This window comes from Cryobacterium inferilacus, from assembly GCF_019599185.1.
GTDB classification, from domain to species: Bacteria; Actinomycetota; Actinomycetes; order Actinomycetales; family Microbacteriaceae; genus Cryobacterium; species Cryobacterium inferilacus.
Genome location: NZ_JAIEUL010000034.1, coordinates 17,167 through 29,251 on the forward strand (window position 1 = coordinate 17,167; position 12,085 = coordinate 29,251).

The following is a 12,085-nucleotide window of genomic DNA, read 5'->3' on the forward strand; positions in this document are numbered from 1 at the left end:
GAACTGGTGTGCCGACGTCGGCGCCGGACACCGCGTGCCGAGTTGGTCCACCGTTCGCAGGCACCTGGATTCCCGGCCAGGCAACGTTCGGGTCGCCAGACCGGGATGGCAATCCTGCAAGGGAGCGCCACGGCGGGGCGAGGGGTAGGGCCCTTGCTTCGCCGCTCACCCCTGGTCGGCGCCGCTCACCCGCTCGGCTGGGCCGCGGCCGGCTCAGTGGGACTCGTCGGAGCCCAGCCGCAGTCGATCGCAGAGGGCGGTGAGCTGCACAAGTTCCTCCGCGGTCAGGCTGTCCCCGATGCGCGTGGTGATCGATGACATGTGGTCGATGGCCACCCGGCGGAAGAGAGCGTAGCCGGCCTCGGTCAACTCGACGATGGCACCGCGGCCGTCGTCGGGGTCCGGGTGCTTGTGCACATACCCTCGGGAGGCGAGGCGGTCGACCAGCCGGCTGACGCTGGGCTGGGTGAGCAGAACGTGCTTGTTGAGTTCGCGCAGACGGATGCTGCGGTCGGGCTGACGGGACAGGTTGAACATCACGTCGTACTCGTTCATGGAGATCTCCCGGGACGGGAATTCCTCGGCCAGGTTGCGCATGATCGCTACCTGGGCCCGAAACAGCGACTCCCAGGCGCCCACGGCTGCCGCTCGATCAACCATGTCGCCTCCTCATTGTGCCCCGGGGCATCTTCTGTCCAACAATATGCGATGGCTGCTGCGTCCCGCGGCAGCCTAGCCCGGTCTCGCAGTCGGTTGCGTCTGCCCGGCGGTTCGGCAGACCAGTATCGCGCCGCCCTCGGTCGAGGGCGCGGTCGGTGGTGGTCAGGGCACTCGGTCAGACGCAGGGATGACCGCGGCAACCGCGCTCACCTCGATGAGCGCGCCGGGCACACCGAGCCCGGCGACCCGGGCGGCGGTCACCAGCGGCGGGGCGCCGGGCCCGGCCAGTCTCGGGGCGATGGCGCCGTAGGCGTCGCCGAGGTCGGCGGCCGCGTCGATCCACACGGTCCACTGCACGACGTCACTGAGGGATGCGCCGGCCGCGTTGAGCGCTGTGGCCACGTTGTCGACCGCTTGGCGCGATTGTTCGGCGATGTCGGCCGACACGATGGTGCCGGCCGCGTCGATTCCATTCTGGCCGCCCACATAGATGGTTGTGACGCCGGGCGGAACTATCGCGACATGGCTGAAGGCCGGGCTCACAACGAGTCCGGCGGGTTGCAGGCGGGTGATGTCCACAGTCGCTCCAGGGTCTCGGTCTCCGTGCGCGGAATGCAGGAGCGCGGTACTTGGCTGGCGCATTACGCCGAAAACAGCCTCGACGCTGGGGGCGGCCAGGGAGGGCATTTGCCTGTCCAAGCCAACGCAAGGTGAACTCGCAGGAAAATAACGATTGGATAACTGGCTTTCCGTTACCGCTTCGTTATATATTCGTAGTGCGTCAACCGTTTGCTGTGGCGGAAGACGCGAATGTGATTGCAGGACACTCTTGGTGCAAGGGAAGAGGGTCGGTCGTTTGCCTCTACGACCGGCCCTCAATCACGTTAACCCCCGGTAGGGATCGGCCTCGGTTGACGAGCTCGACCCGCGCGTGAGCGTCGAGGTGCGAGGTCTCGACACGCTCGACCGGCGACAGGGGCGTAACCCGCAGGCGGGCCCGCACTGACGACGCCGTGCCGGCTAGAAGCGGTCGGGGCTGGGCGTGCTGGCCTGGCGGATCGACACGTCGGCGTGGCGGTCGAAGCGGTAGCCGACGCCGCGCACGGTGCGAACGATGTCTTCGTACCGACCGAGCTTGGAGCGCAGGCGGCGAACGTGCACGTCGATGGTGCGCTCGTTCGGTGCGTCCTCTTCGCTGTCGGCATCCCAGAGCTTGCTGATCAGTTCGGCGCGCTCGATGGTGCGGCCCTCGCGCAGCACGAGGTACTGCAGCAGCTCGAACTCCTTGTAGGTGAGTGCGGCGGTCTCGTTGTCCAGGATCACGCGCTTGCGGGAGATGTCGACCACCACTCCGCCCGGAGCACGGTCGGCCTCCTCGGCCGGGTTGCGGTGCTTGGCCAGGGCGGCCGGGTCCTGCAGGGCCAGGCGCACGACGTCGACATCACGCCCACCGACACCCTCGGGGGCCAGGGCCACGGCGGCGTGGGTCTCGGAGGACGGCGCGATCGCCTGGGTGAGCTTCTTCAGCTCCTCCACGATGCGGTGCAGGCTCGTGCCGGCCGCAGCGGCCTTGGCCTCGTCGATGCCGACGTAGAGCACGAAGCCGCGGGCCTGGGTGCCGTCGGGCACGGCGCGGATGCGCGGTGCGGCCGGCGCGGGTGCCGGGGCGAGGGTGAGCTCTGGACGGTAGGACTGGACGGAGCGGGCGGAGTCGATGTGTGCGAGAGACATGGCTGGAATCCTTGACTGTGATGATGCGAGTACCCGGCGCCAGGCGCTTTTCGGGTTCGAAGAATTGTCGGCCACGAGGATGGGCCGGGTTGCGGGCGGAAGGCCCGGGAGTCGATGCGTCAGCGGCTGTGTGAGAGCGGGTGAGGGGGCTATCGACTCGGCGACGGAGGTGGTGTCAGTGAGTTAGCGACACATTCGGCAACACGCCATCACGCCGCCGGGCATCATCATGCCGGCTGTGCCCAAGGCCTCGGGGGAGGTCGGGATGCGTGTGGAGGAAGTCATGAATGTGAGTAAAGCCGACTATGACGAGTTGTGTCAATTCATTGCCGACCCGACTGCGATTCATCGGTGCACCACGTTCACCGAGGTCGCGAGAAATCGGAGGATCTCGCACAAACAGCGTTTTGACAAAAGAAAACCCCTCCAAATGGAGGGGTTTCAAAGTTTTGTGAATTTCTGACCGTGCGGCGCGTCGATGGTCGCAGGATCTGCGGCCACCCGGGCTCGCCGGAGGGCGAAGCCCGCCGCGAGCCGGTTAGACCAGGCCGTAAAGCCGGTCGCCGGCGTCGCCGAGGCCGGGCACGATGTAGCCGTGCTCGTCCAGGCGTTCATCGACGGCGCCGAGCACGATGGTGACCTCACGGCCGGCCAGTGCCTCTTCAACGGCGGCGAGACCCTCGGGGGCGGCCAGGATGCAGATGGCGGTGACATCGACGGCGCCGCGGGCGAAGAGGAACTCGATGGCAGCGATCAGCGAACCACCGGTGGCCAGCATCGGGTCGAGTACGAAGCACTGACGGTCGGACAGGTCGTCCGGCAGGCGCTCGGCGTAGGTGGTGGGCTGCAGGGTCTCTTCGTTGCGGGCCATGCCCAGGAAGCCGACCTCGGCGGTGGGGAGCAGCTTGACCATGCCCTCGAGCATGCCCAGGCCCGCACGGAGGATGGGGACCACGAGTGGCCTGGGGTCGCTGATCTTCACGCCACGGGCGATCGCCACCGGCGTCTGCACGGTGACCTCTTCGACGCGAACGCCACGGGTACCCTCGTAGGCCAGCAGGGTCATCAACTCTTCCACCAGCGCCCGGAACATCGGTGACGAGGTGCTCTGATCACGCAGCACGGTGAGCTTGTGGGTGATGAGCGGATGGTCGGCTACGTGGACTCGCATAGGCTCAATCTACTAGCTCACACGGGCATCCGGCTCTCGTGGGGTGGCCGGAAAAGGGGTGGCGCGGTGCGGCAGAGCGACGAACACGCGGCCTGGATGCGGTTGGCCCTGCACGAGGCGCACGGCGCTCTGGCCAGCGGGGACGTGCCGGTCGGCGCTGTGGTGCTGGATGCGGCCGGCACGGTGATCGGCCGGGGGCGCAATGAACGCGAATTGCACCAGGATCCGACCCTGCACGCCGAGGTCGTGGCCATCCGCCAGGCCGCCGCAGCCACCGGCGACTGGCACCTCACCGGCTGCACCCTGGTGGTGACCCTGGAGCCCTGTGTGATGTGCGCCGGCGCCATCGTGGCGGCCCGCCTGGACCGGGTGGTTTTCGGTGCCTGGGACGAGAAGGCCGGTGCGGCCGGCTCGCTCTACGACGTGCTGCGCGATCGCCGGCTCAATCACCGGGTCGAGGTGGTGTCCGGGGTGGATGAAGCCGCGTGTGCCCGGGTGCTCAGGGACTTTTTCGAGGACCCGCTGCGGCGCCCGGCAGGGCGGCCAGCCACTCGCTGAACAGCGCCCGAGAGGCGTGCTGCATGGCGCCGGAGTGCAGCTCCCGGTCCCGGCGCAGCGCGTCGGGGTCCAGGCCCTCTGCCCGCACCTCCGCGTCGGAGGACGCCAACCAGGTCTCGTGCATCTGGGCGGTCACCTCCGGGTGGAACTGCACCGCCAGGGCCCACTCGCCGATCGCGAAAGCCTCGTTGCCGTAGGCGGCCGAGCCGGCCAACCGGGTGGTGCCGGCCGGCAGATCAAAGGTGTCGCTGTGCCACTGCATCATCGGGATGCCGGCGACGTGCCGCAGCGGCCCGGCCTGCCCGGCCTCGGTGGGCTCGACCAGCCGGTAGCCGATCTCGTTGCTGGGGCCCCGGTAGACCGTTGAGCCGAGGGCGCTGGCCATCAGCTGGGCGCCCAGGCACACGCCGAAGACAGGCCGTTTGGCCTCGAGCCGGTCGGCGATCAGAGCGATCTCGTCGGTGAGCACAGGAAAACTCTCGGACTCGTACACGCCCATCTCGCCGCCGAGGACTACGAGCAGCTCGGCCTCGGCCGGGTCGATCCCGCTCACCCCGGCGGCGCCGAGGGTGTCGACGTAGCGCACCGTGTAGCCGTGCTCGACGAGCACCTGTTCCAGGTTGCCGAGGTGGATCTCTGGGGCGTGCCGCAGCACCAGCGCGACGCGACTCGCGGTCACTCGAGGCCCTTGATGACGATCGCATCCGTTGGCGGGACGACGGCGGTCGGATCGACGTACAGGTCTGGCTCGAGGTAGATCACCCTGGCGCTCGGCACGGCGGTCCGGATGCGGGTCTCCACCGCGTTGATGCCGGCGGCCACGTCGGAGAAGCGCTGGCCGGAGTCGAAGGCGAGCTTGGCGGCGACGAGCAACTCGTCCGGGCCGAGGTAGAGGGTCTTCAGGTGGATGAGTTTCTTCGTCTCGTCACCGGCCAGGATGGCGGCCTTGATGGCGTCGACATCCGTGACGCTGGCCCCCTCGCCCACCAGCAGGCTCTTGGTTTCGATGCCCAGGATGATCGCGACCAGCACGAGCAGCACCCCGATGGCGAGGGTGCCGATGGCGTCCCAGGTAGCGTCGCCGGTGAGCACGGTCAGGCCGACCCCGCCCAGCGCCAGGGTCAGGCCGGTCAGCGCGGCGGTGTCTTCGAGCAGCACCACTGGCAGCTCAGGAGCCTTGGCGCGACGGACGAACTGCACCCAGCTCTCGCCCCGCCGCACCCGGTTCGACTCCTTCACCGCGGTGCGCAACGAGAACGACTCGAGGCCGATCGCGACCAGGAGCACCAGGATCGGCAGCCAGGCGTTGTCCAGTTCGTGCGGGTTCTGCAGCTTCTCGATGCCCTCGTAGATCGAGAACACGCCGCCGACCGAGAACAGGATGATCGACACCACGAAGGCGTACACGAAGCGTTCCCGGCCGTAGCCGAACGGATGGTCGGTGTCCGCCGCCTTCTGCGACTTCCGGCCGCCGATCAGCAGCAGCACCTGGTTGCCGGAGTCGGCCAGGGAGTGCACACCCTCCGCCAGCATCGAGGAGGAGCCGGAGACGAACCAGGCGATGAACTTCGTGACCGCGATGCCGAGGTTGGCGAGCAGCGCCGCCACGATTGCCGTGTTGCCGCCTGATGCGCTCATGCCCACATCCTAGAACCGTCCACCACCGCACCGGATACCGGCGGCCGGGCGAAAACTACACTGGGGGAATGACTTCGACCGCACCCGTCACCCTGCCCGCCATCGCCTTCCTCGGCGCCGGATCTATGGCCAGGGCCGTTCTGGCCGGGCTGCTCAAACCCACCGTCACGGTGGCCGGCGGCATCCGCACCACCAACCGCACCGCAGCCAAGGCCGCAGAACTCGCCGACACCGAGGGGGTCACCGCGTGGGCGACGGAGACCGAACCTGACGCCAACCGGCTCGCTGTGGCCGGCGCCGGCATCGTGATCGTGGCGGTCAAGCCCAAGATGGTGCCCGACCTGCTCGCCGAGATCGCCGACAGCCTGGAGCCGGGCACCCTCGTCGTGAGCGTGGCCGCCGGCGTCACCATCGCCACCTTCGAAAAGCACCTGCCCGCCGGGGTGGCCGTGATCCGGTCGATGCCGAACACCCCCGCCGTCGTGGGCCTGGCCGTCACCGGGCTCAGCGCCGGCACCAGGTCCACCCCGGACCAGATGGACCTGGCCACGGCACTGTTCGAGACCGTGGGAGAGGTGCTGGTGGTGCCGGAGGACAAGATCGACGCCCTGAGCACCATCTCCGGGTCTGGCCCGGCCTACGTTTTCTACCTGATCGAGCAGCTCACCCTCGCGGCCATCGACAAGGGGTTCACCGCCGAGCAGGCGGCGACCATGGTCAACGGCACCTTCCTCGGCGCCAGCGCGCTGCTCGCGGTCTCGGATCTCACTCCGTCCGAGCTGCGTCGTCAGGTGACGAGTCCCATGGGCACCACCGAGCGGGCCCTGCAGCAGCTCGAGACCGGCGACCTCAAGGGCCTCTTCGACCGGGCGACGGATGCCGCGCTCGCGCGGGCCAGGGAACTCGCCGCGTCGTAGCCCCGCTCGCCTCACGCACCCCTCTCGTCGGTCGAGCCTGTCGAGACCGCGCAACCGGCGTGTGGGTCATGCCCGTCTCGTCAGGCGATCTGGGTACCGATGTCAGTCCGGTTCGGGGTGCCTAATTGCCGTTCTACCGGCACGGTGCCCGCTACGATCACATCCCCGGTATGGGCGGTGGTCACCGTCTCGATGAGCACGATGTGCACTTCCTCGTCTGCGACAGGGTTGTGCTGCACGCCGCGGGGTACGACGTAAAACTGTCCCGGCGTGAGCACAACCTCCTGGTCGTCCGGCAGCTGGATTCGAAGCCGACCCGAGACGACGAGGAACATTTCGTCCTCGGCGTCGTGCGCGTGCCAGACCAGCTCGCCGAGAAGCTTCGCAACCTTGACGTACTGATCGTTCACCTGCCCGACGACTCGTGGCGTCCAGTGTGCTTCAACCTGCCGGAGTTCTGCGTCGAGGTCGATGCCGGAGAGGTGTGTCATTGAACAATTCTGCACCACCGTGCGCGCGGGGCCGGCCCGTCTCGTTAGTCGAGCTTGTCGAGGCCGTGCTGAGCCTGTCGAAGTAGACCTCGTGGGTCGGTCTCTGAACGCACGTCACCGGGTTTCGACAGGCTCAACCAGCGTGTGGGCGCGTGCCCGACTAGGAGCCGAGCGCGGCGAACCGCTCGATGTCGCCCTCTGTTCCGGCCACGATGATCAGGTCGTGGTCGGACACCACGGTCTCGGCCGTGGCGTAGGAGAACGGCCGGCCGGGGCTCTTGACGCCCACGACCGTGACGTGGTGCTTGGTGCGCACACCGGACTCGGTGAGGTTGAGCCCGCGGATCGGCTTGGGCGGGTACATCTTCACCAGGGCGAAGTCGTCGTCGAACTCGATGAAGTCCAGCATCCGCCCCGACACCAGGTGGGCGACGCGCTCGCCGGAGTCGGCTTCGGGGTAGATCACGTGGTTGGCGCCGATGCGTTCGAGGATCTTGCCGTGGGTCTGCGAGATCGCCTTGGCCCAGATCTGTGGAATTTTGAGGTCGACCAGGTTCGCAACGATCAGCACGCTCGCCTCGACGGAGGAACCGACGGCGCAGACGGCGACGGAGAAGTCCTGCGCACCGATCTGCCGGAGTGCGTCGATGGACTTCGCGTCGGCCTGCACGGCGTGGGTGATGCGCTCCGACCACTTCTGCACGAGGGCCTCGCTGCTGTCGACGGCGAGCACCTCCCGGCCGAGACGATCGAGCTTGCCGGCCGTGGCCGCGCCGAAGCGGCCGAGGCCGATGATGAGCACGGGGGCGTCGTGCTTGATCCGGTCAACCAACGATGGGCCTTTCCTCGGGGCGTTTGAACAACTGTCTGCTCTGGCTCGCTGCCAGCGCCGCCGCGAGAGTCACTGTACCAACCCGGCCCATGAACATGGTCATGGCCAGCACGTAGACGCCCTCAGGCGGCAGTTCGGCCGTCAACCCGGTGGAGAGGCCATCGGTGGCGAAGGCCGAAATCACGTCGAACAGCACCAGATCGAGCGGGGCCTTGGAGATGTGCAGGATGAGCACGGTGGAGACCGCGACGGTGGTCGCGCCCCAGAGCACCACACTCACCGCCAGGCGCAGGATGTCGCTGGGGATGCGCCGGCCGAAGGCCTCCATCTGCTCCTTGCCCTGTGCTTCGGCGAAGGCGGCCAGGAACAGCACCGCGAGGGTGGTGACCTTGATGCCCCCGGCCGTGGACGCGGACCCGCCGCCGATGAACATCAGCATGTCGGTGAGCAGCAGGCTGGAACCGTGCAGGTCGATGATGTCGATGGTGGCGAACCCGCCAGAGCGGGTCATCACCGACATGAACAGGGATTGGAAGACCGTGTCGCCGGCGTTGAGCGACCCGAAGGTCTTCGGGTTGTCGAACTCCAGGATGATGTAAAAGATCATGCCAACGAACATCAGCACGAGGGTGGTCCAGAGGGTGAGCTTCACGTGCACGGACCACCGGCGCGGGGTGCGCCAGTGCCGGGCGAAGGTCATCAACACCGGAAAGCCCAGGCTGCCCAGGAACACGCCGACCATCAGGGTGCCGAGGAACCAGTAGTCGTTGGCGAACTGGCCGAGGCCGCCCACATTCGGGCTGAAGCCGGTGTTGGTGAACGCCATCGCGGCGTAGTAGATGCTCTGCCACAGGGCCTCGCCAGGGGGCACACCGTCGATCAGCATCCGCGGGAACAGCAGCAGGGTGACGGCGGCTTCGATGACGAGGGTGCTGACGGCGACGGTGAGCAGCAGGCTGCCGACCTCGCCGAGGCGCACGGCCTGGCCCTCGTTGACCGGGCCCATGTGGATGCGCGACGGGTTCGAATCGCTGGCCGCGATCAGCTTGGCCCGCAGGCCGAGCCGGCGGGAGATCACCAGGCCCATCAGCGACGCCAGGGTGAGCACGCCGACGCCGCCGATGTTGACCCCGACGACCACCAAGACGTTGCCGAACGGGGACCAGTGCGTGGCCATGTCGACCGTGCTGAGGCCGGTGACGCAGATCACGGACATCGCGGTGAAGAGGGCATCGTGCAGGGGAGTCTCCGTGTCGCCCGCCGACGCGATCGGCAGAGAAAACAGGAGCGTGAAGACGAGAATCAGCGCGGTGAACACGAACAGGGCGAACCGGGACGGAGACTGCCGCACAATCACATCGACGGAGTCGCGGATGCGGCCGTACCAGGTGTTGGAATGGTGCCTGAAACGTGCGTTAGGGGCCTGCGTCTTCACTTGAATCCCCGAAACTGCCGGTGGTCGTTGACGACTTGTCACAGTACGCGCACCGGGAATGACTACCCTTGGGGCATGGCAGACATCTTTGGCGTGGTGGCGGACTCGACCCGACGCGATATCTTACGCATTCTCCTCGAGCGCTACAACCAGTCCAGCGCCGCCCGGGGGGAGCTGAGTGTCTCCGACATCGTCAGCTCGCTCGGACTGAGCCAGCCCACGGTGTCCAAACACCTCAAGGTGCTGCGGGAGGCCGGGCTGGTCGGGGTGCGTGAAGAGGGTCAGCATCGCTACTACCACTTGGACTACGCCCCGCTCGAGGAGATCGAGGACTGGTTGATCCCGTTCCTCAGCCTCGACGTGGCCACCACCATCGATGGTGTGGACGAGACCGAGGTCCTCAAGGACGAGCAGCGTGCCTTCGCCGCGGCGATCGGCAAGGCATTCGCCGACACGTCCTTCCAGATGTCGAATGTGGTCAAGGATTCCGCGGTGAAGAAGAGCGTGAAGAAGTGGCGCAAGAACGACTAGCGGGCACCAGCGGTTCGCTCTAGAGTTGCGGCAGAATCACCAGCCGAACCGAGGGAGTCGCTTATGTCACGCGAACTCGCCGACTCGCGACTGGACGATCTGCGGTTCCTGACCGTGGCAGAGGTGGCGCTGATGATGCGGGTGTCCCGCATGACGGTGTACCGCCTCGTCCACGCCGGAGAGCTCCCCGCGGTGCGGTTCGGCCGCTCCTTCCGGGTGCCGGAATCGGCCGTGCTCAAGGCCATCGAACCACCGTTTGCCGGCAGTGCGTAGAACGGGACTTTCTTTATCCGTTAGAATGGGGTTTTCGTGTCGGTCGCGAATCCCGCGGCTTAACCAAAACTTTGTGAGGTCCGTGTGGGTTCTGTAATCAAGAAGCGACGCAAGCGTATGGCGAAGAAGAAGCACCGCAAGCTGCTTCGCAAGACTCGCCACCAGCGTCGTAATAAGAAGTAGACGGTTCCGGCCGTTTTTTTAGGAAAGCGCTAGGTCACCGACCTAGCGCTTTTTGTTTGCCCTGGCCGCCTTGATCTGCGCGATCTTCATGTGCATGATCGGCCAGCCACGCGCCAGCGCGTAACGGCGCAACGTGCTGTCTGGATTCACCGCGACGGGGTGTCCGACGAGCTCGAGCAACGGAATGTCGTTGTGCGAGTCCGAGTAGGCCCAGCAGTGTGCCAGGTCGGCGTCGCGTTCGATGGCGATCTCGCGGGCGACGTCGGCCTTGCGGTCGCCGTGGCAGATACCGTCGATGAACGCGCCGGTGAAGATGCCGTCGACCGTGGCGAGCCGGGTGCCCAGCGCACCGGTCAGCTCCAGCCGCTCGGCGATCACGTCGGCGACCTCCTGGGCGGTCGCGGTGACCAGCCACACCTCGCGACCCGCGTCACGGTGGGCGTGCGCTACCGCCACGGTTTCCGGCCAGAGCCGGTGGATGAGCTGGCTGTCGAAGATCTGGTGGCTGAGCGTGATGAGTTCCGCCCGCGTGCGCCCCGTCATGATGTCCATCGCCCGCAGACGCAGCCGGGCGATGTTCACGCCGTCCTCGCCGACCGCGAGAAACCGGGTCTGGCTCCAGCCGAACGCGAGCACATCGGCCACGGAGATGAACCGGGCCCGCCACGCCCCCACGCCCAGATGGTAGAGGCTGGCACCGCGGAGCAGGGTGTTGTCCACGTCGAAGAACGCGATCGCGCGAGGGCCGGATTCTTCGGTCATTTCGTCCGAGTCTACTGACTGTCCGGCTCCCGTGGCGGCCTAGGCTGGGCGTATGTCCACAGCTCTCCTGACCCTCATCGGCAAGCCGGGGTGCCACCTCTGTGATGACGCCAGGGCGGTGGTCACGACGGTTCTGGCCGATCTGGCCGCCGAGCCGGGTGCGCCGGATGTTGCGCTGGAGGAGAAGTCGATCCTCGATCACGCCGAGCTGCACGAGCTCTACGTCGAGGAGATCCCGGTGCTGCTGATCAACGGGCTGGTCCACAACTACTGGCGCATCGACCCGACGCGTCTGCGCACCGCTCTCCTGGAGGTCCGATGACCATTCTGCATCTCGTGTCGTGGAAGCTCACGGCCACCGACCCTGCCGAGAAGGCCGAGCACGCGGCCCAGATCGCGGCCAGGCTCGGCGGCCTCGTTGGTGTGATCGACGAGATCCGGTCGCTACGCCTCGGCCCGGATGTGGTCGGCGGCGCCAACTGGGACGTGGCGCTCGTCGCCGAATTCGACGATGAGGCGGCGTTGGGTCGCTACCAGGTGCATCCGGCGCACGTGGAGGCCGGCGCCTATGTGCGCTCGGTCGTCGCCGAGCGGATGGCCGTCGACCTCCTCGTCTAGCCGCGACCGGGTGCCCTGAGCCCTTCCGGGCTTCGCTGCGCCTCGTACGGCTGGCTGCGCCCGCTATAGCGGGCGCAGTGGCCGAGAGGTGGAGCAGTGAGCGTGCGTGCCGCGGATGCGCGTGCCCGGGGGCGCGAAAAACGGCCGAGCGGGTGCTCGGCCGTTTTCGTGTGCAGCGGTTGTGCTGCGGGGTGCTGCGTGTTGTGCGGGGTGTTACTTGGTGTTGACGGTGATGGTGGCGATGCCGACGAGGAGCTGGTCGGCGACGGCGTCGGTGTTGAAGGT

General features: G+C 67.1%; 18 protein-coding genes. 8 read left to right on the forward strand and 10 right to left on the reverse strand.

The annotated features are described in order from the left end of the window. Positions 1-213: 213 nt before the first annotated feature. From K2F54_RS18330 to upp, 4 genes are all read right to left on the reverse strand, one after another. Entirely contained in the window at positions 214-660 is a 447-nt protein-coding gene (locus tag K2F54_RS18330; RefSeq protein WP_220607298.1) for a MarR family winged helix-turn-helix transcriptional regulator, read from the reverse strand. Between the two features lie 162 nt (positions 661-822). After that, positions 823-1,239, reverse strand: a complete 417-nt coding sequence (locus K2F54_RS18335) for a RidA family protein (RefSeq protein ID WP_308287735.1) — start codon at positions 1,237-1,239, stop codon at positions 823-825. Positions 1,240-1,680: 441 nt separating this feature from the next. Then, positions 1,681-2,391: a winged helix-turn-helix domain-containing protein gene (locus K2F54_RS18340; RefSeq protein WP_220607300.1), complete on the reverse strand. Its 711-nt coding sequence runs from the start codon at positions 2,389-2,391 to the stop codon at positions 1,681-1,683. A 538-nt stretch (positions 2,392-2,929) separates the two neighbouring features. Continuing rightward, positions 2,930-3,562, reverse strand: coding sequence for a uracil phosphoribosyltransferase (gene upp, locus K2F54_RS18345; protein ID WP_220607301.1), 633 nt, complete (start codon positions 3,560-3,562; stop codon positions 2,930-2,932). Between the two features lie 66 nt (positions 3,563-3,628). Between upp and tadA the strand changes: the two genes are divergently transcribed. Continuing rightward, positions 3,629-4,120 (forward strand): tRNA adenosine(34) deaminase TadA, encoded by a 492-nt coding sequence (tadA, locus tag K2F54_RS18350; RefSeq protein ID WP_308287736.1) that lies wholly within the window; start codon positions 3,629-3,631, stop codon positions 4,118-4,120. Here tadA and K2F54_RS18355 read toward each other — a convergent pair. Both K2F54_RS18355 and K2F54_RS18360 read right to left on the reverse strand, forming a co-directional pair. After that, the gene (locus K2F54_RS18355; RefSeq protein ID WP_220607302.1) at positions 4,062-4,799 is read right to left on the reverse strand and encodes a glutamine amidotransferase; all 738 of its coding nucleotides are present in this window, start codon (positions 4,797-4,799) and stop codon (positions 4,062-4,064) included. The genes tadA and K2F54_RS18355 overlap by 59 nt on opposite strands. After that, positions 4,796-5,758 (reverse strand): cation diffusion facilitator family transporter, encoded by a 963-nt coding sequence (locus K2F54_RS18360; RefSeq protein WP_220607303.1) that lies wholly within the window; start codon positions 5,756-5,758, stop codon positions 4,796-4,798. Before K2F54_RS18360 ends, K2F54_RS18355 begins: the two co-directional genes overlap by 4 nt. Before the next feature lie 68 nt (positions 5,759-5,826). Between K2F54_RS18360 and proC the strand changes: the two genes are divergently transcribed. After that, positions 5,827-6,675 carry a pyrroline-5-carboxylate reductase gene (gene proC, locus K2F54_RS18365; RefSeq protein WP_220607304.1) on the forward strand — a complete coding sequence of 283 codons (849 nt, stop codon included), beginning with the start codon at positions 5,827-5,829 and terminating at the stop codon, positions 6,673-6,675. Positions 6,676-6,755: 80 nt separating this feature from the next. Here the strand turns inward: proC and K2F54_RS18370 are convergent, their stop codons facing one another. The 3 genes from K2F54_RS18370 to K2F54_RS18380 all read right to left on the reverse strand — a co-directional run bounded on the left by K2F54_RS18370 (position 6,756) and on the right by K2F54_RS18380 (position 9,433). Then, a complete protein-coding gene (locus tag K2F54_RS18370) occupies positions 6,756-7,166 on the reverse strand; it encodes a cupin domain-containing protein (RefSeq protein ID WP_220607305.1) in 411 nt (136 codons plus the stop codon). Between the two features lie 160 nt (positions 7,167-7,326). Further along, entirely contained in the window at positions 7,327-7,998 is a 672-nt protein-coding gene (locus tag K2F54_RS18375) for a potassium channel family protein (RefSeq protein WP_110126414.1), read from the reverse strand. After that, on the reverse strand, positions 7,991-9,433 hold the full coding sequence (locus K2F54_RS18380) for a TrkH family potassium uptake protein (protein WP_220607306.1): 1,443 nt from the start codon (positions 9,431-9,433) through the stop codon (positions 7,991-7,993). Before K2F54_RS18380 ends, K2F54_RS18375 begins: the two co-directional genes overlap by 8 nt. Positions 9,434-9,508: 75 nt before the next feature. Here K2F54_RS18380 and K2F54_RS18385 point away from each other — a divergent pair, with 75 nt between their 5' ends. The 3 genes from K2F54_RS18385 (at position 9,509) to K2F54_RS18395 (ending at position 10,420) form a co-directional block, all read left to right on the forward strand. Beyond that, complete coding sequence (locus K2F54_RS18385) at positions 9,509-9,964, forward strand: ArsR/SmtB family transcription factor (protein WP_220607307.1); 456 nt, start codon at positions 9,509-9,511, stop codon at positions 9,962-9,964. Positions 9,965-10,027: 63 nt separating this feature from the next. Continuing rightward, positions 10,028-10,237: a helix-turn-helix domain-containing protein gene (locus K2F54_RS18390; RefSeq protein WP_220607308.1), complete on the forward strand. Its 210-nt coding sequence runs from the start codon at positions 10,028-10,030 to the stop codon at positions 10,235-10,237. A gap of 84 nt (positions 10,238-10,321) precedes the next feature. Next, entirely contained in the window at positions 10,322-10,420 is a 99-nt protein-coding gene (locus tag K2F54_RS18395; protein WP_003792170.1) for a 30S ribosomal protein bS22, read from the forward strand. A gap of 42 nt (positions 10,421-10,462) precedes the next feature. Here the strand turns inward: K2F54_RS18395 and K2F54_RS18400 are convergent, their stop codons facing one another. Then, positions 10,463-11,182, reverse strand: coding sequence for an HAD family hydrolase (locus K2F54_RS18400; RefSeq protein WP_220607309.1), 720 nt, complete (start codon positions 11,180-11,182; stop codon positions 10,463-10,465). A gap of 52 nt (positions 11,183-11,234) precedes the next feature. On the opposite strand from K2F54_RS18400, the gene K2F54_RS18405 reads away from it, so the two are divergent. The 3 genes from K2F54_RS18405 to K2F54_RS18415 all read left to right on the forward strand — a co-directional run. After that, positions 11,235-11,504: a glutaredoxin family protein gene (locus K2F54_RS18405; protein ID WP_220607310.1), complete on the forward strand. Its 270-nt coding sequence runs from the start codon at positions 11,235-11,237 to the stop codon at positions 11,502-11,504. After that, a complete protein-coding gene (locus tag K2F54_RS18410) occupies positions 11,501-11,800 on the forward strand; it encodes a Dabb family protein (protein ID WP_220607311.1) in 300 nt (99 codons plus the stop codon). Before K2F54_RS18405 ends, K2F54_RS18410 begins: the two co-directional genes overlap by 4 nt. Positions 11,801-11,896: 96 nt before the next feature. Continuing rightward, positions 11,897-12,085 (forward strand): hypothetical protein (locus K2F54_RS18415; protein ID WP_220607312.1); only part of this gene is annotated, 189 nt, incomplete at its 3' end.

What these genes read in the sequence shown, in the direction of transcription:
- K2F54_RS18330 (WP_220607298.1), bottom strand. Translation starts at nt 660, where the DNA reads ATGGTTGATCGAGCGGCAGCCGTGGGCGCCTGGGAGTCGCTGTTTCGG.
- K2F54_RS18340 (WP_220607300.1), bottom strand. Translation starts at nt 2,391, where the DNA reads ATGTCTCTCGCACACATCGACTCCGCCCGCTCCGTCCAGTCCTACCGT.
- upp (WP_220607301.1), bottom strand. Translation starts at nt 3,562, where the DNA reads ATGCGAGTCCACGTAGCCGACCATCCGCTCATCACCCACAAGCTCACC.
- K2F54_RS18360 (WP_220607303.1), bottom strand. Translation starts at nt 5,758, where the DNA reads ATGAGCGCATCAGGCGGCAACACGGCAATCGTGGCGGCGCTGCTCGCC.
- proC (WP_220607304.1), top strand. Translation starts at nt 5,827, where the DNA reads ATGACTTCGACCGCACCCGTCACCCTGCCCGCCATCGCCTTCCTCGGC.
- K2F54_RS18370 (WP_220607305.1), bottom strand. Translation starts at nt 7,166, where the DNA reads ATGACACACCTCTCCGGCATCGACCTCGACGCAGAACTCCGGCAGGTT.
- K2F54_RS18385 (WP_220607307.1), top strand. Translation starts at nt 9,509, where the DNA reads ATGGCAGACATCTTTGGCGTGGTGGCGGACTCGACCCGACGCGATATC.
- K2F54_RS18390 (WP_220607308.1), top strand. Translation starts at nt 10,028, where the DNA reads ATGTCACGCGAACTCGCCGACTCGCGACTGGACGATCTGCGGTTCCTG.
- K2F54_RS18400 (WP_220607309.1), bottom strand. Translation starts at nt 11,182, where the DNA reads ATGACCGAAGAATCCGGCCCTCGCGCGATCGCGTTCTTCGACGTGGAC.
- K2F54_RS18405 (WP_220607310.1), top strand. Translation starts at nt 11,235, where the DNA reads ATGTCCACAGCTCTCCTGACCCTCATCGGCAAGCCGGGGTGCCACCTC.
- K2F54_RS18410 (WP_220607311.1), top strand. Translation starts at nt 11,501, where the DNA reads ATGACCATTCTGCATCTCGTGTCGTGGAAGCTCACGGCCACCGACCCT.